This is a genomic window from Paraburkholderia sp. CI2, from assembly GCF_014201055.1.
Classification (GTDB): Bacteria; Pseudomonadota; Gammaproteobacteria; order Burkholderiales; family Burkholderiaceae; genus Paraburkholderia; species Paraburkholderia tuberum.
The window spans coordinates 261,195-281,127 of the sequence record NZ_JACHDL010000003.1 but is presented as its reverse complement, the minus strand read 5'-3'; the positions used below and the strand labels follow the sequence as shown (position 1 = coordinate 281,127).

The 19,933-nt window shown below is 66.8% G+C and carries 19 protein-coding genes; 12 read left to right on the top strand and 7 right to left on the bottom strand.

Annotated features, from left to right (window positions below):
- Positions 1-10: 10 nt before the first annotated feature.
- Both HDG32_RS06860 and HDG32_RS06855 read right to left on the bottom strand, forming a co-directional pair.
- Entirely contained in the window at positions 11-430 is a 420-nt protein-coding gene (locus tag HDG32_RS06860) for a c-type cytochrome (RefSeq protein ID WP_184064737.1), read from the bottom strand.
- 168 nt (positions 431-598) lie between these two features.
- Complete coding sequence (locus tag HDG32_RS06855; RefSeq protein WP_184064735.1) at positions 599-2,416, bottom strand: methanol/ethanol family PQQ-dependent dehydrogenase; 1,818 nt, start codon at positions 2,414-2,416, stop codon at positions 599-601.
- 418 nt (positions 2,417-2,834) lie between these two features.
- On the opposite strand from HDG32_RS06855, the gene HDG32_RS06850 reads away from it, so the two are divergent.
- From HDG32_RS06850 to HDG32_RS06810, 9 genes are all read left to right on the top strand, one after another.
- Positions 2,835-3,233, top strand: coding sequence for a 4a-hydroxytetrahydrobiopterin dehydratase (locus tag HDG32_RS06850; RefSeq protein ID WP_090809095.1), 399 nt, complete (start codon positions 2,835-2,837; stop codon positions 3,231-3,233).
- A 273-nt stretch (positions 3,234-3,506) separates the two neighbouring features.
- Positions 3,507-4,532, top strand: a complete 1,026-nt coding sequence (locus tag HDG32_RS06845; RefSeq protein ID WP_184064733.1) for a beta-ribofuranosylaminobenzene 5'-phosphate synthase family protein — start codon at positions 3,507-3,509, stop codon at positions 4,530-4,532.
- A gap of 112 nt (positions 4,533-4,644) precedes the next feature.
- Complete coding sequence (locus HDG32_RS06840; protein WP_184064730.1) at positions 4,645-5,571, top strand: NAD(P)-dependent methylenetetrahydromethanopterin dehydrogenase; 927 nt, start codon at positions 4,645-4,647, stop codon at positions 5,569-5,571.
- Positions 5,572-5,582: 11 nt separating this feature from the next.
- Complete coding sequence (locus tag HDG32_RS06835; protein WP_184064728.1) at positions 5,583-6,806, top strand: ATP-grasp domain-containing protein; 1,224 nt, start codon at positions 5,583-5,585, stop codon at positions 6,804-6,806.
- Positions 6,769-7,809, top strand: a complete 1,041-nt coding sequence (gene mch, locus HDG32_RS06830) for a methenyltetrahydromethanopterin cyclohydrolase (protein WP_260330658.1) — start codon at positions 6,769-6,771, stop codon at positions 7,807-7,809. The genes HDG32_RS06835 and mch overlap by 38 nt, the downstream gene beginning before the upstream one ends.
- Positions 7,806-8,777, top strand: a complete 972-nt coding sequence (locus tag HDG32_RS06825; RefSeq protein ID WP_184064725.1) for a RimK family alpha-L-glutamate ligase — start codon at positions 7,806-7,808, stop codon at positions 8,775-8,777. The genes mch and HDG32_RS06825 overlap by 4 nt, the downstream gene beginning before the upstream one ends.
- 5 nt (positions 8,778-8,782) lie before the next feature.
- Positions 8,783-9,685 (top strand): triphosphoribosyl-dephospho-CoA synthase, encoded by a 903-nt coding sequence (locus HDG32_RS06820; protein WP_184064722.1) that lies wholly within the window; start codon positions 8,783-8,785, stop codon positions 9,683-9,685.
- A 183-nt stretch (positions 9,686-9,868) separates the two neighbouring features.
- Positions 9,869-10,378, top strand: a complete 510-nt coding sequence (fae, locus tag HDG32_RS06815) for a formaldehyde-activating enzyme (RefSeq protein WP_090809086.1) — start codon at positions 9,869-9,871, stop codon at positions 10,376-10,378.
- A gap of 137 nt (positions 10,379-10,515) precedes the next feature.
- A complete protein-coding gene (locus HDG32_RS06810; protein ID WP_184064719.1) occupies positions 10,516-10,893 on the top strand; it encodes a hypothetical protein in 378 nt (125 codons plus the stop codon).
- Between the two features lie 121 nt (positions 10,894-11,014).
- On the opposite strand, the gene HDG32_RS06805 is transcribed toward HDG32_RS06810, so the two are convergent.
- Positions 11,015-11,521 carry a dihydroneopterin aldolase gene (locus HDG32_RS06805; protein WP_184064716.1) on the bottom strand — a complete coding sequence of 169 codons (507 nt, stop codon included), beginning with the start codon at positions 11,519-11,521 and terminating at the stop codon, positions 11,015-11,017.
- A gap of 388 nt (positions 11,522-11,909) precedes the next feature.
- Here HDG32_RS06805 and HDG32_RS06800 point away from each other — a divergent pair, with 388 nt between their 5' ends.
- The 3 genes from HDG32_RS06800 to HDG32_RS06790 are packed head-to-tail and all read left to right on the top strand — an operon-like array spanning position 11,910 to position 15,951.
- Positions 11,910-13,964, top strand: a complete 2,055-nt coding sequence (locus HDG32_RS06800; RefSeq protein WP_184064713.1) for a sigma-54-dependent Fis family transcriptional regulator — start codon at positions 11,910-11,912, stop codon at positions 13,962-13,964.
- On the top strand, positions 13,961-14,590 hold the full coding sequence (locus tag HDG32_RS06795) for a flavoprotein (protein WP_184064710.1): 630 nt from the start codon (positions 13,961-13,963) through the stop codon (positions 14,588-14,590). The genes HDG32_RS06800 and HDG32_RS06795 overlap by 4 nt, the downstream gene beginning before the upstream one ends.
- Positions 14,569-15,951 carry a DUF6513 domain-containing protein gene (locus HDG32_RS06790; protein WP_184064707.1) on the top strand — a complete coding sequence of 461 codons (1,383 nt, stop codon included), beginning with the start codon at positions 14,569-14,571 and terminating at the stop codon, positions 15,949-15,951. Before HDG32_RS06795 ends, HDG32_RS06790 begins: the two co-directional genes overlap by 22 nt.
- A 13-nt stretch (positions 15,952-15,964) precedes the next feature.
- Here HDG32_RS06790 and rpe read toward each other — a convergent pair whose 3' ends face one another.
- The 4 genes from rpe to HDG32_RS06770 form a co-directional block, all read right to left on the bottom strand.
- The gene (gene rpe / locus HDG32_RS06785) at positions 15,965-16,672 is read right to left on the bottom strand and encodes a ribulose-phosphate 3-epimerase (RefSeq protein ID WP_184064704.1); all 708 of its coding nucleotides are present in this window, start codon (positions 16,670-16,672) and stop codon (positions 15,965-15,967) included.
- A 21-nt stretch (positions 16,673-16,693) separates the two neighbouring features.
- A complete protein-coding gene (fba, locus tag HDG32_RS06780; RefSeq protein WP_184064701.1) occupies positions 16,694-17,731 on the bottom strand; it encodes a class II fructose-bisphosphate aldolase in 1,038 nt (345 codons plus the stop codon).
- Between the two features lie 151 nt (positions 17,732-17,882).
- Positions 17,883-18,755, bottom strand: a complete 873-nt coding sequence (locus HDG32_RS06775; RefSeq protein WP_184064699.1) for a phosphoribulokinase — start codon at positions 18,753-18,755, stop codon at positions 17,883-17,885.
- A gap of 55 nt (positions 18,756-18,810) precedes the next feature.
- A complete protein-coding gene (locus tag HDG32_RS06770; RefSeq protein ID WP_184064696.1) occupies positions 18,811-19,917 on the bottom strand; it encodes a class 1 fructose-bisphosphatase in 1,107 nt (368 codons plus the stop codon).
- Positions 19,918-19,933 lie beyond the last annotated feature (16 nt).

Below are 19,933 nucleotides of genomic sequence, written 5' to 3'. Positions count from 1 at the left end.
CGGCACGGCGTTAGTTGGCGTCGATGGCCTTCAGATCGCCCGGCTTGATCTGTCCATCGGAGCGCCCTTTCAGGTACGCGTAGAGGTTTTCCCAGTTCTTCTGCATCATCTGGCTCGTGCTGAAATCGGGCATGCCCTTGTCCACCCGGCCGCCGAACACCGTGCGATGAAACTCGGTCTTGTCCAGCGTCTTGAACGCGTCGATCAGCGACGGCCCGACCATGCCCTGCTGCTGCGCGCCGTGGCAGCGTTCGCAAGCGAGCGCGCGCCACGTCTTCCAGCCCTGCAGCGTATTACTATCCACCTTGGTGCCGTCGACCACCTTGTACGCGACCTGCGCAATCGAAGGATTGTTCTGCGCGTAACCGACGGGCAGCACGACGAGCGCTGCGGGCAACACCGTGAGCAACAGGATAGATCGGCCTTTCATGCACATGTCTCCATCTGGGAATAAGCCGCGCCCCGATGCGTTTCATCGACACATCCATCCACCAACGGGCGCGATCTGGGGGTGATTCAATGCTTGCGCGAGGCTGACGGGGCGGCCGTGCCTGTTCAAGCCGCCCCGCTCGTTCAGCCTTTCATTTCAGCCGTTCGTTCAGCTCTTTTCGCCGGGAATCGCGAACACGAACAGCGTGCCGCCGAGCGCGGTGTACTTCGCGAGATCTTTGTAGCCGCCGACCGCACCCAGACCTTCGGTCGGCTTCTCCAGACCTGCCGCCATGCCGATGCCGGCCCAGCCGCCGATGCCCGAATACACGCCGACGTACTGCTTGCCCTGATACTCATACGTGAAGACGTTGCCGATGATTCCCGACGGCGTCTTGAAGCGCCACAGTTCCTTGCCGTCCTTGATGCGCACCGCCTTCAGGTAGCCTTCCAGCGTGCCGTAGAACGCGATGCCGCCCGCGGTCGCCAGCACACCCGACCACACCGAGAACCTCTCCGGCTTCGAGTAGACGATCTTGCCCTTGCTCGCATCCCACGCGATGAAGTTGCCCATCGCGTTGCCCTCGTTCGGGCCCGGATACATCGACAGCGTGGCGCCGACATACGGCTGTCCCGACACGTAGTCGACATCGAACGGCTCGTAGTCCATACAGACGTGGTTGGTCGGCACGAGGAACAGGTGCGAGTTCGGATCGTATGCCGCCGGTTGCTGGTCCTTCGAACCGAGTGCCGCCGGGCAGATGCCCTTCACGTTGTGATCGGAGCCGGCCGCCTGCGTCGAGTACGCCGCGTTGCGAATCGGCAGGCCGCTTTGCAGGTCGACACGGTCGGCCCAGTTCACCGCCGGGTCGTACTTCTGCGCGACCAGCAGCTGTCCGGTTACGCGATTGAGCGTATAGCCGAAGCCGTTCCGGTCGAAGTGCACGATCGCGGGCACCTGCTTGCCGTTGATCGTCAGATCGGACAGGATCATTTCGTTGACGCCGTCATAGTCCCATTCGTCGTGCGGCGTCATCTGGTAGACCCATTTGGCCATGCCGGTATTCAGGTCGCGCGCGAAGATCGACATCGACCATTTGTTGTCGCCCGGACGTTGCGTCGGGTTCCATGTGCCCGGATTGCCGGTACCGTAGTACACAAGGTTGAGTTTCGGATCCCACGCATACCAGCCCCACGTGGTGCCCCCGCCGAGCTTCCACTGATCGCCCTTCCATGACTTCAGCGACGAATCCGCGCCCACCGGCACCATCTGGCCGTTGGAGTACGTCATCGTCTTTTGCGGGTCGAGCAGCATATCGTTGTCGGGGCCCGTGCTGTACGCGGTCCAGGCCGGTTTGCCGGTCTTGATGTCGTACGCGATCAGACGCCCGCGCACGCCGAACTCGCCGCCCGAGATGCCGGTCAGCACCTTGTCGCCGAATACGTGCGGCGCGTTGGTGTTGGTTTCGCCGGCTTTCGGATTGCCGTTCTGCGCGGTCCACACCACGTCGCCCGTCTTCGCGTTCAGCGCGACGAGCTTGGTGTCGGCCTGCTGCAGGAAGATCTTGCCGTCGCCGTACGCGAGACCGCGATTGACGGTGTCGCAGCACATCACGGAGACGACCTGCTCGTCCTGTTTCGGCTGATACTGCCAGAGGAACGTCTGATCCTTCAGGTTGACCGCAATGACCTTGTTCGGAAACGGGGAGTGGACATACATCGTGTCGCCGATCACGAGCGGCGCGCCTTCATGGCCGCGTAGCACCCCGGTCGACATGGTCCATGCGACCTGCAGTTTGCCGACGTTGTTCTCGTTGATCTGCTTGAGCGGGCTGTAGCGGTGATTCGCATAATCGCCCGCCTGGGCCGCCCAGTTGGCTGGATTTTTCATCAGCCCGTCGAGCTGCGAATCGGCCTGCGCAGCCAGAGAGCCAAAGGCTGCGGATGCGAGGATCGCGAGCCCAAGAACTACAGTGCGTAAGTTCATGTCTCCTCCAGAATTGTCCTGCTGTTCAACTCACGAATGACCCACGCTACCTCATCGCATCGTGCGCGCCTTCTCGAGTGCGGGTAACGATTAACGCGCTATCCCGATTCGATGTCGGGCTTCGCGACGCATGAACGGCCGACGCATATTCCATGCCGGAATAGCGACAACGTTCGCTGCTATTGGCTGCGCTGGCCCGGCGACTCGGCACGCGCGAGGTGTCGCGGCACTCGGGCGTTGCACGCCGATGCTTGCATGGCGGTAAGCTGAAGGGCCTGCGTCACGCGATGCGGCACATACTGTGTCACTTGCGTGATACGAATCGTGTCCTTTGCGAATCACACGCCGCGGCACGGGCCTGTCACTTGCAACGATGCTTCGTTCGGCGATCGATTCGCGCATTCGAGGAGCAATAGCCATGGCAAACACCGAGCACGTCTATACCGACGAAGAGATCCAGCAGCGCCTCGTCGGTCCGCTGCAGCACTGGTATCTGGAAGATGGCTGGCTGCGGCGCAAATACCGCACCGAGGGCTGGAAGGGAACGCTGATGGTGGTCAACACCGTCGGCCACCTCGCGGAAGCCGCCTGGCACCACCCCGATCTGACGGTCTCGTACGCCTTCGTGACCGTGAAGCTGAAGACCCACAGCGCCAAGGGCATCACCGACAAGGACTTCGCGCTCGCGACGAAGATCGAATCGGTGGTCCACTGGCAGCCCGGCCTCGAGGACGGCCCGCTCGAAGGCACGCCCGCCGACGATCAGCGCTTCCGCTATATCAAGTACGACGCGCCCAAACCCGCGCAAGGCAGTTGACACGCGTTCCTGTCGCCGGATGAAACAGCGCGTGACACAGTGCGCCTTCGGCGTCACACAGCGTCCATGCGGCGGCGAACCGCGTGGGGCGCGGCGTGCCCGTTTAGAGGTTCCAGTGGGCCGAACCCGCGGCGGCGGCCGTTGCGCGTGCCTGGTACGGCTTTCGCTTGACGTCGCCGGGTGCACTTATCGCTGGAACCCGCGACGCGTTGCGGACGCCCCGCGGCCGAACCCGGTCTTGCGCACCCGCAAGGACACCTGAGGACACTCGAGATGCCGCTTCAGCTCCGCCGCCTGCCGCCACGCGCCCCCATCACGATCGATGCGCCCGCGCGGCTGCATCTGGGCTTTCTCGATCCGAACGCGTCGCTCGGGCGTGCGTTCGGCAGCCTGGGGCTCGTCATCGATACGCACGGCACGCGGATCGAAGCGCGGCTCGCCGAACGCGAGCAGATCGGCGGGGTGGTCAGCGAGGCCGAGCGCGAGCGCATCGCGCTGAGTCTCGCGCGGCTGCAGGCCGCCTATGGACCGGCGACACTCGCGATCGACCTGCTGGAGGCGCCACGCGCGCACACCGGCCTCGGCTCCGGCACGCAGCTGGCGCTGGCGGTCGGCACCGCGTTTGCGCGCCTCGTCGGCCAGCCGGCGCGGAGCGCCGAGCTCGCGAGTCTGCTCGGGCGCGGCGCCCGCTCCGGCATCGGCATACTCGGCTTCGAGTGCGGCGGCCTGCTGCTCGATGGCGGCCCGCCCGGCGATCTGCGCCAGAGCATGCCGCCGCTGCTGTCGCGCCAGCCGTTTCCGCAGCCGTGGCGCGTGCTGCTCGTCAGCGACAACAGCCGCGAGGGCTTGCACGGTACCGAGGAACGCAGCGCGCTCGCATCGCTCGCGCCGTTTCCGCAGCGGCTCGCCGCGCATCTGTGCCATCTGGTGCTGATGCAGATCCTGCCCGGCGCCGCCGAACATAACTTCGCGCCGTTCGCGCACGGCCTCACCGAGCTGCAGCAGACCATCGGCGAATATTTCGCGAGCGCGCAAGGCGGCGTGTTCGCGAGTCCCGACGTCGAGCACGTACTGCGCGCGGTCGCCGCCGAACGCACCGCCGGCATCGGCCAGACCTCGTGGGGCCCGACTGGCTTCGCGGTGCTCGCGAGCGCGCGCGAGGCCGACCGCGCACTCGCGACCGCGCGCGCCGTCGCGAGCGCGCTGCCGCATATCGAATGCAGCGTCGTCGCGGGCCGCAACAGCGGCGCGGCGATCAGCGGCGCCGAGGCGCGCGCGCCGCACATCGACGCCGCATGATGCGCTGCACCGCTCAGGCCGCCGCTTACCGCCGCTTACATAAGGCGCTGCCACGCGCGGCGCGGCCTTGCCTTGCGCCGTCCCCGAAATTGCCACTAAACGAGCCCCTGCCATGTCAGAAACCCTTGAAAGGCCCTACATCCTGCACATGTTCACGGCCACGCCACAGATGAGTCCGTTCGACGTCAACATGGCCGCCGACGCCGGTTATCAGGTCATCGTGCCGTATTGCAACGTCGAAGCGGGCATGGTCACGAATCTCACGCAGGACGCGATCTTCTCGCGCGGCCCGAAAGGGGTGTCGCGCACCGGCATCTTCATCGGCGGACGGGACGTGATGCAGGCCGCCGACATGCTCGACACCGCGCGCCGCGCGATGGTCCCGCCGTTCGAGGTCTCGGTGTTCGCCGATCCGAGCGGTTCGTACACGACCGCGGCCGCGCTCGTCGCGCTGGTCGAGCGGCATCTGGGCAAACAGCACGGCGTGGAGCTGGGCGGCAAGCGCGTGCTGATTCTCGGCGGAACGGGCGCGGTCGGGCGCATCGCGGCGGCGATCGCCGCGTCGCGCGGCGCCGACGTGACGATCGCGAGCCACCACGACCGCAATCGCGCGCTCGGGGCCTCGGCCGAAGTCAACGAGCGCTTCGGCATCTTCACGAACGGCATCAGCGCCACGACGCCCGACGAACTGCGCGGCGCGCTCGCCGACGCGGAAATCGTGCTCGCCACCGCCGTCGCGGGCGCGCAGGTAGTCGGCAGGGACGACCTCGTGCATGCGAAGCGCCTGCTCGTCGCCGCCGACGTCAACGCGGTGCCGCCCGAAGGGATCGCCGGCGTGAACGTGATGAACGACGGCAAGCCGATCGACGGCGTGCCGAACGCGGGCGCGGTCGGCATCGGCGCGCTGGCGATCGGCAACGTCAAATATCAGGTCGAGCATCGCCTCTTCATGCGCATGCGCACGGGTGGTAAGCCGGTCTACCTGGGCTTCCCGGAAGCCTACGACGAGGCCCGCGCGGTCGCGGCCGGTCTCGGCTGAGCGCGGTCGTCATGAAGTCGCACCGCCCGCTCATGCATGCGCCGTTAGTCGCGGTCGTCGGGCAGTCCGCGCGCTTGCTCGCGCAGTCCGCGGCGCGCGCCGGCCTGCATGTCGCCGCGCTCGATATCTTCGGCGACCGCGACACGCGCGAGGCCGCCGAGCTATGGTTCGACATCGGCGGTGGTGATGGCGCGCTCGGGATCGACCGGGCGCGGCTCGTCGATGCGCTTGCGCGTGTCGCGCGCTTGCCGGGTTTGCTTGGCTGGATCGGCGGCAGCGGGCTCGAACCTTTGATGCCTCAGTTGTGCCGCGAATCCGGCTTGCCGCGCTTTCTCGGCAACGCTGCCGAGGCGATCGCGGCCGTGCGCGAGCCGCGGCGTTTTTTCGCGCTGCTCGACGCGTTGCGGATTGCGCATCCGGCTGTGTCGTTCGAGCGGCCCGCGACGGCCGAGGGCTGGCTGTTCAAGCAGGCGGATGGTTGTGGCGGTACGCATATCGAGGCGGCCGACTCGTTCCATTTGACGACCGACTCCGCGCACGGCTACTTCCAGCGCGTTGGCCAGGGCCGCTCGCTGTCGGCGCTTTTCATCGGCGCGCACGGCAGCGCGCATCTGATCGGTTTCGCCGAGCAATTCACCTGCGCGATCGGCGATCTGCGCTTCGTGCATGCGGGCTCGATCGGGCCGATCGACTTGCCGCCAGCGTTCATCGCGCGCGTGCAGCAAGCGCTCGACGCGCTGTGCGCAAACACCGGCCTCGTCGGCATCAACAGCTGCGACTTCCTGTCGGACGGCACCTCGTTCGAGGTGCTCGAAATCAACCCGCGCCCTTCGTCGACGATGGCGCTCTACGAAACCGCGTCGCCCGATGCATGGCCGGCCGGCCTGCTCGCCTGCCACCTCGACGCGTGCCGCCACGGCCGCGCGCCGTCGGCCGCGAGCCTCGCGCTCGCCCGCGCGCCGCGCCGGCGTGCCGGCCAGCGCGTGCTGTACGCGCAGCGGCCGTTCAGCGTCTCGGCCGCGTTCTCGGACGCCTGCCTGCGCGATCCGCAATGCCGCGACGTACCGATGCCGGGCACCCGTATCGACGCAGGGCAGCCGGTCTGCACGCTGCACGTGCGAGCGGCATCGGTGGACGCGGTGCTCACCGCGCTCGACGCGCAGCACGAACGCGTCGTCCAACGAATCGAAACCTGCGATGAACCCGACCATGCCTGCCTCCACGCCCACAGCTGAGACTTCCCCGCCCGCCGCGTTGCCGAGCGTGAACGCGCTTTCAGAGCGCCTCGTAGCACGGCTCGTCGATCAAGCGGCACAGCTCGGTGTCGCACTGACGCGCACGCGCGATGGCACCGTGATCGCGGACGCCGGCGTCGATGCGCGCGGCAGCCTCGACGCCGGCGTGCTGATCGCGCGCATCTGCATGGGCGGTCTCGGCCGCGTCGCGGTACGCGCGAACTTCGACGCCGCGCCGCTGTGGCCGACGATGCTCGAGGTCAGCACGTCGTCGCCGGTGCTCGCCTGTCTCGGCAGCCAGTACGCGGGCTGGAGCCTGTCGGCGACCAGCGAGCAGACCGGCGGCAAGAAATTCTTTTCGCTCGGGTCGGGGCCCGCGCGCGCGCTCGCGGTCAAGGAGCCGCTATTCGACGAACTCGGCTATCGCGACCGCCACGAGCGCGGCGCGCTGGTGCTCGAAGTGGACCGCCTGCCGCCGCAGGTCGTGATCGACAAGGTGCTGCACGATTGCGGCCTCGCGCCCGAACACCTGACGCTGATCGTCACGCCGACACACTCTGTCGCGGGAACGGTACAGGTCGTCGCCCGCGTCGTCGAAGTTGCGCTGCACAAGGTGCACGTGCTCGGCGTACCGCTCGATGAGATCGTCGCGGGGACGGGCTCGGCGCCGCTGCCGCCGCCCGCGCCCGACGGCATTCAGGCGATGGGCCGCACCAACGACGCGATCCTGTACGGCGGCCGCGTGCACCTGAGCGTCCAGCACGACGAGATCGCGCAACGTCTCGCCGACACCCTCCCCTCCGCCAATTCGCGCGACTACGGCCGGCCGTTCGCGGACGTCTTCACGGCCGTCAACTTCGACTTCTATCAGATCGATCCCGCGCTGTTCGCGCCCGCCGAGGTGTGGGTCAGCAGCCTCGAAAGCGGCGCGACCTATCATGGCGGCCGGCTCGACGGCGGCCTGCTGCGCAAACAGTGGGGCGGCGAGTCCGTCGCACGATGATGATCACATCAGGCGTGCGCATCGCGATCATGACCGACGAAACCGGCTGGCACACCGGCCGGCTGAAAAAGGCGTTCCGCGCGCGCGGGGCCGAAGCGCGTTGCGTCGATCTCGCGGATTGCCGCATCGACACCACGTGGCTGCCGCACGGCCTCGCGATCCCGGGCTTCGGCCGCACGCTGCCGGACGCGGTGTTCGTACGAGGCATCGCCGGCGGCAGCTTCGAGCAGGTGACGCTGCGGCTCGGCATCCTGCACGCGCTGCGCGAATCGGGCGTGCCGGTGTACAACGACGCGCGCGCGATCGAGCGCAGCGTCGACAAGTCGATGACGAGCTTCCTGCTGCATCGCGCGGGCGTGCCGACACCGGCCACCTGGGCCGGCGAATCCGCCGCGTTCGCGCAACGCGTACTGATGCGCGAAGCGGCCGCCGGCCGTCTGGTCGTGCTCAAGCCGCTGTTCGGCTCGCAAGGCCACGGGCTCAAACGGCTCGGCGCGCGCGGCGGGCTGCTCGCGCCATTGCCGTCGCTCGCGCGTTATCGGCAGGTCGCTTATCTGCAGCGCTTCGTCGCGAGCGACCGGCCGGGTTTCGACTGGCGCGTGCTGGTGATTGGCGGCAAGGCGGTTGCGGCGATGCGGCGCAGCGGCGGCAAGGGCTGGATTCACAACGTCGCGCAAGGCGCGCGCTGCGAGCCCGCCGAGCTGACGGTCCCGCTCGCACAGACGGCAGTGCGCGCAACCGCCGCGCTCGGGCTCGACTACGCGGGCGTGGACCTGATCCCGAATGCCGACGACGCCGCGCTGCCCCTCGTGCTCGAAGTCAACGGCGTGGCCGCGTGGCGCGGTTTGCAGTCGGTCGTGCCGCTCGATGTCGCGGCGGCGCTCGTCGACGATCTGCTCGATCGCAGGCTGGCCGGGCAAGCCGCTAGCGCCGGGTTGCCCGAGCAGTCTGCGCAGCGCCGGGCTTGAGCGCGATGCCCGACACTCATGCGATTCCCGTCGAGCACGCGCGCGCGGCCTTCCTCGAAGCCTGCGCGCTCGACGTCACCACGCCGAAACCCGGCAACGTCAGCACCCAAAGCCCCGGCCACGGCATGCACGCGGCCCAGTTCCTCGCCAGCGCGGACGCGTCGCTCGACGCGCTATTCGCGCGCGGCGAGCGCGTCGGACAGCGCATTCTCGACGCGGTCACGCGCACGCGCGCGGCCGTCGGCTGCAATACGAATCTCGGCATCGTGCTGCTGGTCGCGCCGCTCGCCGCGGCCCTCGACGAAACCGGCGAACCGCCGGTGTCGGCGCAAGCGTGGCGCGCGGCCGTCGGCGACGTGCTGAGCCGGCTCGACGTCGAAGACGCTCGGCTTGCTTACCGCGCAATCGCCCTCGCCAATCCCGGCGGCCTCGGCGACGCACCCGAGCAATCGGTCCACGCACCGCCGACGATCGGCCTGCGCGACGCGATGCGGCTCGCCAGCGAGCGCGACAGCATCGCGCGGCAATACGCGAACGGTTTCGCCGACCTGTTCGACACCGGCCTCGCCGCCTACTTCGAAGCCTCGAGACCACCGCCCGAACCCGCGCCCCCCGATCCAGGCGAAATCGCGATGCTCAACGTGTTTCTCACGTTCCTCGGCGGCTGGCCCGACTCTCACATTGTGCGCAAGCACGGCCGCGCGCTGGCGCAGAGTGTCACGCTCGTGGCACGCGAACAGCACGCGCGCTGGCGCCAGGCGCGACCCGCCGCGCGCCGCCCGGCGGGCGATCCGCAACTCGGTGCCTGGGACGCCGAATTGAAGGCCCGCGCGATCAATCCCGGCACCAGCGCGGACCTCGCGGTGGCCACGCTGTTTCTTGCGCGCTGTGTCGAAGGGCGCGGTTAACCCTGAATCGTCTGGACTGAAGAAGACCCGAACAGCCGCCTCAGCAGGCCCTTAGCAACAACTGGCACGGAACCTGTTAGTTAGTACCGCCGTGCATTCCCGCACCGCTCTCGCGATGCTGATCTGGACGATCGCGGGCGGCGCCTCGTCGGCAGGTCCATACCTACTCATTGGAGGAACAGAATGGCCAAGATCAACCGCGTCATGATCGGTGAATCGCTCGTCGGCGACGGCAACGAGGTCGCGCACATCGACTTGCTGATCGGACCGCGAGGTTCGGCTGCGGAAACCGCGTTTTGCAACGCGCTCACCAACAACAAGGACGGCTTCACGTCGCTGCTCGCCGTCGTCGCGCCCAATCTCATCACTAAGCCCAATACGATCCTGTTCAACAAGGTGACGATCAAAGGCGCCAAGCAGGCCGTGCAGATGTTCGGCCCGGCGCAGCACGCGGTCGCGCTCGCGGTGGCCGACAGTGTCGAGGACGGCACGATCCCGCAGGAAGAGGCCGACGATCTGTTCCTCTGCGTCGGCGTGTTCATTCACTGGCAGGCCGAGGACGACAAGAAGATCCAGCAGTTCAACTATCAGGCGACGCGCGAGGCCATCAAGCGCGCGGTCAGCGGCGACCCGAGCGCGGCTGAAGTGCTGGCGAAGAAGGGCAGCGTCGCGCATCCGTTCGCGCCGAACTGACGGCGCATGCAAGCGCAGGAGACGCGGCGCCGTTGCCGGCCCCGCCTCTTCGCGCATCTCGTCGCCTCGCGGCCGCAAGGCACGCATCTCGCGCAGCGGTTCGCGAAGCAGGCTCAATGCTCTCGCAGAGGCATTCAATGACCAACAGATGTCGCGCGCTTCTCGCCTTTACCTCGCTCCTGCTCGCCGCGCCGCTCGCGTGGGCGGGCGGCTACAACTATCCGACCGAGGGTCGCGTCGAATATGTGCTCAGCTGCATGGACGATAACGGCCACGATTTCGCGAACGTCTACAAGTGCTCGTGCGTGATCGACAAGATGGCCGCGTCGTTGCCGTACGACGAATTCGTCGACCAGTCGACCTTCTCGAAGTACGCGACGCTAGGCGGCGAAGGCGGCGCGGAATTCCGCGTCGACCACGCCAAGGCGCAAACCAGGCGCTTCCGCGCGCTGCAAACCAGCGCATATCAGGCGTGCGGACTCGGTCCGCAGAAGACGTCGACCGTGGCGAAATGACCACGGCCTGAAACGCGCCGGGCGTTTGGCGCGTCCGGCTCGGCGCGCCCGGCTCGGCGCCCCCCGCTCGGCGCGTCCGGCTAGGCGCCCCCGGCTAGGCGCCCCCGGCTAGGCGCCCCCCTCAATTCGGCACCAGCCCCTCGCCCAGCGACGCGTACCGCGCGAGACCCACGGCCGCCGCCGAGCCATCGCCGCGACGCCGCTCGATCTGCACGCCGACGGCCGCGAGGTCGGCGAACTTGGCCGGCTTCGCGAGCGACACGCGCACCCAGTGCGCGCCGAAGTCGGCGATCAGCCGTTGCGCGATCGTCTCGGCAAGCGCCTCCAGCAGCCGCACGCGATGCGACGCGAACAGCTCGAGCAGCGCCCCGCGCACGGCCGCGTAGTTGACCGTATCTTCGATCCGGTCCGTCGCGCAGGCGCGGATCGCTGGCACGCCGATAGCGAGGTTCACACGCACCGGTTGCGCAACATGCAACTCGCTGCTATCGATACCGATGACCGTCTGGCCGATGAAATTCTCGATGAATACGATGTCGAGGCGCTCGGGCAACGCGCCGACTTGCGGGCCGGGATTGGCGCCGAGGCTGGAAAATGCGGCAAGGCGAACAGTATCGAAACGATCCATGATTTGATCTCCGCCGCGGCGCGGCCCAGGATTGAACAGCCTGTGATGACGAGCGAAACGATGCAACAGTAGAACAGTAGAACTGAACGACGCGCGGCACACTCTGTGCCGAAGCTGCGACAGGCATGCAACCTGCAACCCGTTTAACGCGTCGCGCATCGAGAAAAGCAAAATCCGGGCACAGTGAGGTAAACCCAGTGTGACTTTCTGTTGAACCAATCCTGCATCGGGCGTACAGTTTTCAACACCCGCCTCCTAGTAGGGCCGGTCGGGAGGGCGCAGGCGAACCGAGATTGCGCCGCGCCAGGGGCAGGCAGGCTTGATAAAGCGGCATTCGCGGCGTGCGAAGCAGTCACGCTTGCGAAATGACGCAACGGAGACAAATCCCATGTCGTTGCTCGCTGACAGCAGTACGCACGTCCGGGAAGTTCTGAACGTGGTCAACCATCAGTTGACCACGCGCCCGACAAGCGAACCCGTAGCTCAGTCGTGGACGCGCTGCATCAACGAATTCCAGCTGGACCCCGCGCGTTTCGTGCCGCCGCCGGTGCTCACCGAGTACGAACTCAGCGCGCGCCGTGAGGCGCTCGGCGATCTGATCGCGTGTTCGAAGCTCGAGATGACGACGCTCTATCAGCAACTGGCCGATCCCGAGCTCGCGGTCGTGCTCGTCGATTCTGGCGGCGTGATCGTGCATCAGGTGTCGTCCGTGCCGTTCGCCGAGGCGGTCGCCGTCGACGGCTTTCGCGTCGGCGCGCTGTGGAGCGAACGCGAAGCCGGCACCAACGGCATGGGCACCTGTCTCGCGGAGCGCGACTGCATTGCCGTCTGTCAGCACGAGCATTTCTATCCGCGCTATACGTCGCTGACGTGCTCGGCCGCGCCGATCTTCGACGACGGTGGCGAAATCGCCGGCGTGCTCGACGTCACGAGCCGCTCGAAGCTGCTGCAGCAGCACTCGCTGGTGCTGGTCGGCATGTCGCGGCAGATGATCGAAAACCGTCTGCTCGATGCGCGCTACCGGCACGCCAACATGATCCATTTCCACAGCCGCCCGGAATTCGTCGGCACGCTGCACGGCGGCAAGCTCGCGGTCGGCGACGACAGCACCGTGCTCGCCGCGAATCGCAGCGCGCTGTTCCAGCTGGGCTTCCGCTCGCTGAGCGAGCTGCGCGGCCGGCGCATCGAGGAAGCATTCAACGCGTCGCTCGAAGACATGATCGCGCGCAGCATTCGCGGCTCGTTCCATCCGGTCACCGTCTACAGCGCAAACGCGACGAACCGCTTTTTCCTCGTCGCGCAGACGCCGCAAAACGCCACGGGGCGCGTGACGCGCGTGCTCGTCCCCGACTCCGCCATGCGCGCCAACGCCGCCGAAAAACACGAGAAACATCCGCCGGTGCCGAAGCTCGACGAGATCGCGCACCTCGAATTCGGCGACCCGCGCATGGCCTCGCAGATCCAGTTGGCCGCGCGCGTGATCCAGCGCAAGATTCCGATCGTGCTGCGCGGCCAGACCGGCACCGGCAAGGAAGTCTTCGCGCAGGCGTTGCATAGCATCAGCCCGCACGCCGACGGTCAGTTCGTGCCGGTCAACTGCGCGTCGCTGCCGGAGAACCTGATCGAGAGCGAGCTGTTCGGCTACCGCGCGGGCGCGTTTACCGGCGCGCAGCGCGAAGGACGGCGCGGCAAGATCGTGCAGGCCAACGGCGGTACGCTGTTTCTCGACGAGATCGGCGACATGCCGCTCGTGTTGCAGGCTCGCCTGCTGCGTGTGATCGAGGAACACGAGGTCACGCCGCTCGGCGCCGAGACCACCGTCAAGGTCAATTTCCAGCTGATCAGCGCGAGCCACCGCAATCTGCTCGAACTCGTGCAAAGCGGGCAGTTCCGCGAGGATCTGTACTACCGGCTCAAGGGCGTCGAGCTGAATCTGCCGGCGCTGCGCGAGCGCGTCGACAAGCTGCCGCTGATCCATCATCTGCTCGCGAACGAAACCGACGATCCGCCCGATCTGACGCCGGAAGCCGAACACGCGCTGCTCACCTACGCGTGGCCCGGCAATATCCGTCAGCTGCGTCACGTGTTGCAGATGGCCATCGCGCTGTCCGACGGCGAGCCGATCCGCTGCGAGCATCTGCCGCCCGAGGTCACGCAACGCACGTCGGCGGTCGACCTGCCAATCGCGCTGCGCCTCGCGAACGCGGACATGGACGGGCATCTCGCCGACGAAGCGGACATTTCTTCGCTGAACGCGATCCAGCTGAACGAGCGCGAAACGGTGCTGTCGCTGCTCGACGAGCACCGCTGGAACGTCAGCAACGTCGCGAAGGCGCTCGGCATCAGCCGCAATACGCTGTATCGCAAGATGCGCCGGCTGCACATCCGGCTGTCGCATGAAGGCTCGCCGGCCGACGGCATGCCGTTCGATCTCGACGCATGACCGGGTCGTCCCTCAGGTCCCCCAGCGAGTCTGCCCGCAAGGGCGCCCGCGATCTCGCCGACTTCAAGCCGGATGCGCACTTCGCGTGGTGCGTGACCGGCTCCGGTCATATGCTGGAAGAATCGATCGCGCTCGCGCGGCGCTTGCCGCGCGTCGATCTGTTTCTGTCCGCGGCGGCCGAGGAAGTGCTGCCGCTCTATGGCTGGTCGCTCGACAAGCTGCGCGAACACTTTCGCGTACTGCGCGACAACAGCGCGAGCGGCGTGCCGGTCGGCATGCTGTATCACGGCATCTATCACACGGTCGTGATCGCACCCGCCACCAGCAACACGGTCGCCAAATGTGCTTACGGCATCTCGGATACGCTGCCGACCAATATGTACGCGCAGGCCGGCAAGCAATGCATCCCCGGCATCGTCTTTGCGTGCGACACCGAACCGAGCGTGATCACGCATAGCCCGGACGAATGGGTCGAACTGCGGCCACGGGCGATCGAACTCGACAACGTCGAGCGTCTGGCGCGCTTCGAATACACGACGCTCGCGCGCTCGCTCGACGAACTCGAAGCGGCGCTCACCCAACGCCTCGCGACCCTCGACCTCGCATGGACCACCTCCTCTTCCTGACCGGCCGGCTTGCCGAACCGAGCCTGCGGCGCGTGCTCGACGGCATGGCGCCGACGCCGTTCAGTTGGGAGGTGCGCGAAATCGGCCTGCAAGTGGCCGCATTGATGACCGCCGACCTGATCCAGCGCCGCGTGAGCGCGCCGCTCGCCGCGCAGCGCGTGATCGTGCCGGGCCGCTGCCGTGGCGATCTCGACGCGCTGGGCGCGCACTACGGCGTGCCGTTCGAACGCGGTCCCGAGGAGGTCAAGGACTTGCCGCAGTTTTTCGGCCGCAAGGCGAAGCCGTTCGATCTGAGCCGCTACGACACGGAGATTTTCGCGGAGATCGTCGATGCGCCGCGCCTCGACCTCGACGGCATCGCGGCAAGGGCGCGCGAGTATGCGGCCCAAGGCGCGGACGTGATCGACATCGGCTGTCTGCCGGACACGGCGTTTGCGCATCTCGAAGACGCGGTGCGGCGGCTGAAGGCCGAAGGCTATCGCGTCAGCGTCGATTCGATGCGCAACGACGAACTGCTGCGCGGCGGCCGCGCGGGCGCCGACTATCTGATGAGCCTGAACCTCGACACGCTATGGATCGCCGACGAAGTGCCGTCGACGCCGATCCTAGTCGCGCGCGAACCGGCCGACCCCGCTTCGCTCGACGCCGCGATCGACGCGCTGTCCGCGCGCGGCCGCGCGTTTCTCGCCGATCCGATTCTCGATCCGATTCCGTTCGGGCTGGCCGCGTCGATTGCGCGCTATGTGCGTTTGCGCGAGCGCTATCCCGACATCGCGATCATGATGGGCATCGGCAACGTGACCGAACTGACCGAGGCCGACACGAGCGGCATCAACGCGGTGCTGCTCGGCATGGCGGCTGAATTGCGCGTTGGCGCGGTGCTGGCGACGTCGGTGAGCCAGCATGCGCGGCGCGCGTTGCGCGAAGCCGATGTCGCGCGCCGCGTGATGCATGCCGCGCGCGATGCGCAGGTGCTGCCGAAGGGCATCAGCACCGAACTCGCGACGGTCCACGCGAAACGGCCGTTTCCGTACAGCGCCGAAGAAATCGACGAATTCGCGCGCGGCGTGCGCGACCCGAATTTCCGCGTGCAGATCAGCGCCGACGGCATTCACGTGTACAACCGCGACGGCCATCGTCGCGGCGACGATCCGTTCGCGCTGTACCCGCAGTTGAACCTCGAAACAGACGGCGGCCACGCGTTCTATATGGGCGTGCAGCTTGCGCGCGCCGAGATTGCATGGCGGCTCGGCAAGCGCTTCGATCAGGACCAGCCGCTCGACTGGGGCTGCGCGGTCGACCGGCCTGAAGAAGATCTCAGCGCATGGTGCGCGCCGGGCGAGACGATGAAAAAGCGCTGAAACAGCAGCGCCATCACTGCATGGCGGCCACCCCCGCGTGTTCGTCGACAGTAGCCAGTTCGCCGCGCATGCCGCGGATCGCCTGCGCGCGATCGCCCGCACCGAACACGGCCGACCCGGCAACGAACACGTCCGCGCCCGCCATGGCGACACGCGCGATGTTCGACGCCTTCACGCCGCCGTCCACTTCGATCAGCAAGGGCCGCCCGGTGCGCTGCATCGTCGTGTCGACGCGCTCGCGCAGCAGCCGCAGCTTGTCGAGCGTTTCGGCGATGAATGCCTGGCCGCCGAAGCCCGGATTCACCGACATCACCAGCACGACGTCGAGCATCTCCAGCACGTGATCGAGCGCCGCGAGCGGCGTCGCCGGATTCAGCGCCAGCCCCGCGCGCGCACCGTGCGAGCGGATCAGTTCGATGGTCCGATGCACGTGCAGCGTCGCCTCCGGATGAAAACTGATCAGGTTCGCGCCGGCCTCGGCAAACGCCGACACCAGCGGATCGACGGGCGTGGTCATCAGATGCACGTCGAACGGCAGCGTCGTGTACGGCCGGATCGCCGAGCACACGAGTGGGCCGACCGTCAGGTTCGGCACGTAGTGGTTGTCCATCACGTCCAGATGAATCCAGTCCGCGCCGGCCGCCGTCACGTCGCGAATCTCGTCGGCGAGCCGGGCAAAATCCGCCGACAGCAGCGACGGCGCAATCAGGAATTCGCGCATTGCGTTCTCCGTCCAGTGGCGTTAGTGGTAGCGGCTCGCCATCGTGTCGAGCGGCAGCGGCTTGATGCGCGCCGCCTGCCCCGCGCAACCGAACGCCTCGAATCGCTCGACGCAGATCGCGCTCGCCGCGGCGGTGGCGGCCTTCAATGCCGCGCGCGGATCGAACTCCGCGCGCGCGTTGGCGAGCGACCTGCGCATCGCGCCGCTCATCGCGAGACGGATGTCGGTGTCGATGTTGACCTTGCGCACGCCGTGCGCGATGCCGCGGCGGATTTCGTCGACGGGCACGCCGTAGGTGGTCGGCATCTCGCCGCCATATTCGCGGATCACCGCGAGCCATTCCTGCGGCACCGACGACGAACCGTGCATCACCAGATGCGTGTTCGGAATGCGCGCATGGATATCGGCGATCCGGTCGATCGCGAGGATGTCGCCGGTCGGCTCGCGGCTGAACTTGTACGCGCCGTGCGACGTGCCGATCGCGATCGCGAGCGCATCGACGCCGGTCGCGTCGACGAAGCGCCGCGCTTCGTCCGGATCGGTCAGCAGGTGCTCGCGTGTGAGCTTGCCTTGTGCGCCGACGCCGTCCTCTTCGCCTGCCGTGCCGGTTTCGAGCGAACCGAGACAGCCCAGTTCGCCCTCCACCGACACGCCGACCGCATGCGCGGCGTCCACCACGCGCCGGCTCACGTTGACGTTGTAATCGTACGCGGCGGGGGTTTTCTGATCGGGTAGCAGCGAGCCGTCCATCATCACCGACGTGAAGCCCGAGCGGATCGCCTGCTGACACACCGCGGGGCTCGCGCCGTGATCCTGATGCAGCACGAGCGGAATGTCCGGGTGCGCTTCGAGCGCGGCGAGCACCAGATGGCGCAGATACGGCTCGCCGGCGTACTTGCGTGCGCCGGCCGACGCCTGCAGGATCACCGGGCTATCGGTGGCCTCGGCCGCGCGCATGATCGCGTGAATCTGCTCCATGTTGTTGACGTTGAACGCGGGCACGCCGTAGTCGTGTTCGGCCGCGTGATCCAGCAGTTGCCGCAGGGTGATGAAGGCCATTGCGTGCTCCTCGATATGAAATGAAATCCTGGCGAACGGCGGGCTCAACGCGCGCGGTCCGCGACGCGTGGCGGGTGCGTCAAGCGGTTGCGCGACTGCACTCATCGGATCTCTCCTTGCGAAATGGACCTCGGTATCCGTCCGGTACCGCTCAGGCGCGCGAGCGTCGGTCGATCAGTTGCAGGATCATCGGCGTGAAGATCAGCTGCATCGCGAGTCCCATCTTGCCGCCAGGCACGACGATCACGTTCGGGCGCGACATGAACGAGTCGTGCAGCATCGTCAGCAGATACTGGAAGTCGATACCCTTCGGCCGCGCGAAGCGGATCACGACGAAGCTCTCGTCCGGTTGCGGAATCTCGCGGGCGGTAAACGGATTCGACGTGTCCACGGTCGGCACGCGCTGGAAGTTCACATGCGTGCGCGAGAACTGCGGGCAGATGTAGTTCACGTAGTCGGGCATGCGCCGCAAGATCGTGTCGACGACCGCTTCGTGCGTGTAGCCGCGCATCGTCTGATCGCGGTGCAGCTTCTGGATCCATTCGAGGTTGATGATCGGCACGACGCCGATCAGCAGATCCGCATGCCGCGCGATATCGACCCTGTCGGTCACCGCCGCGCCATGCAGCCCTTCGTAGAACATCAGGTCGGTATTGGGCGCGACCCCCTCCCACGGCGTGAAGGTGCCGCCGTCCTGCTTGTACAGTTGCGCTTCGCCCGCGTCGTGCACGTAGTGGCGAAACTGCCCGCTGCCGTTTTCGCCGTAGCGCGTGAACAGCGTTTCGAGTTCTTCGAGCAGATTCGCTTCCGGCCCGAAGTGGCTGAAATTCGGCACACCGTCGCATTCGCGCTCCTGCATCGCCGCGCGCATGCCGTTGCGGTCGTAGCGATGGAACGCGTCGCCTTCGACGATCTGCGCATTGATGTGCTCGCGTCTGAAGATATGCGTGAAACTCTTCATGACGGTGGTGGTGCCGGCGCCGCTCGAGCCGGTCACCGCGATGATCGGATGTTTGACTGACATGCGTTTGTCTCCGGATGACTGTGTTCTGTGCGCTGAGCGCGCCGTCAGTCGCTGATCACGCCGTGAAATCCGGCAGGAACAACGAGCGCGTGCCGAACAGCGGCGACGTGAACGGCTTGTCCTCGCCGCGGTCGTATTCGCCGTGATAGCGCGCAATACGCTCGACCTCGTTCTTCGAGCCGAGAATCACCGGCACGCGGCCATGCAGCGCGCGCGGCGCGACGTCGAGAATGCGTTCCCGGCCGGTGATCGCGAGGCCGCCCGCCTGCTCGACCAGGAAGCTCATCGGGTTCGCTTCGTAGAGCAGGCGCAGGCGTCCTTCCATCGCCGGCGTTTTCGAGTCGCGCGGATACATGAACACGCCGCCGCGCATCAGGATGCGATGCACTTCCGCGACCATCGACGCGATCCAGCGCATGTTGAAGTCGCGCGCGCGGCAACCGCTGCGGCCGTCCTTGCACTCCTGCACGTAGCGGCGCACGGGCGGCTCCCAGAAGCGCTCGTTCGATGCGTTGATCGCGAACTCGCCGGTTTCCTCCGGAATCCGGATGTTCGAATGCGTGAGCACGAAGTTGCCGATGTCGCGCTCCAGTGTGAAGCCATGCGTGCCATTGCCGACCGACAGCACCAGCATCGTCGACGGTCCATACACGGCATAGCCGGCCGCGACCTGTTCGCAGCCCGGCCGCAGGAACGCGGCTTCGCTGGTTGCATCCCCCCCTGCCGGGTCGCGCGTGCGCAGCACCGAGAAGATCGAGCCGACCACGCCGTTGATGTCGATATTCGACGAGCCGTCGAGCGGATCGAACGCGAGCAGATACTCGCCGCGCGGATAGTCCGGCGGAATCGCGTAGACGTGCTCCATTTCCTCGGACACCATCGCGGCCAGCAAGCCGTCCCACTCGCATTGCTGCACGAAGATCTCGTTGGTCGAGACGTCGAGCTTCTTCTGTTGCTCGCCGTGCGTGTTGAGCGTTTGCGCGGAACCGTAGTTGCCGCCTAGCGCGCCCTTGGTCAGCATCGCCGAGATCGACTTGATGGCCGCCGCTACGTCGATCAGCAGCGCGGAGAGTCCTGCAGTGTCGCGCGTGTCGTCCGTACACGGCGGGCGATCGAGCGTGTCGATCAGGAACTTCGAAAGTGTCGTGCGTCCGTCCTGCATGGCGTTCTCCGTCGAT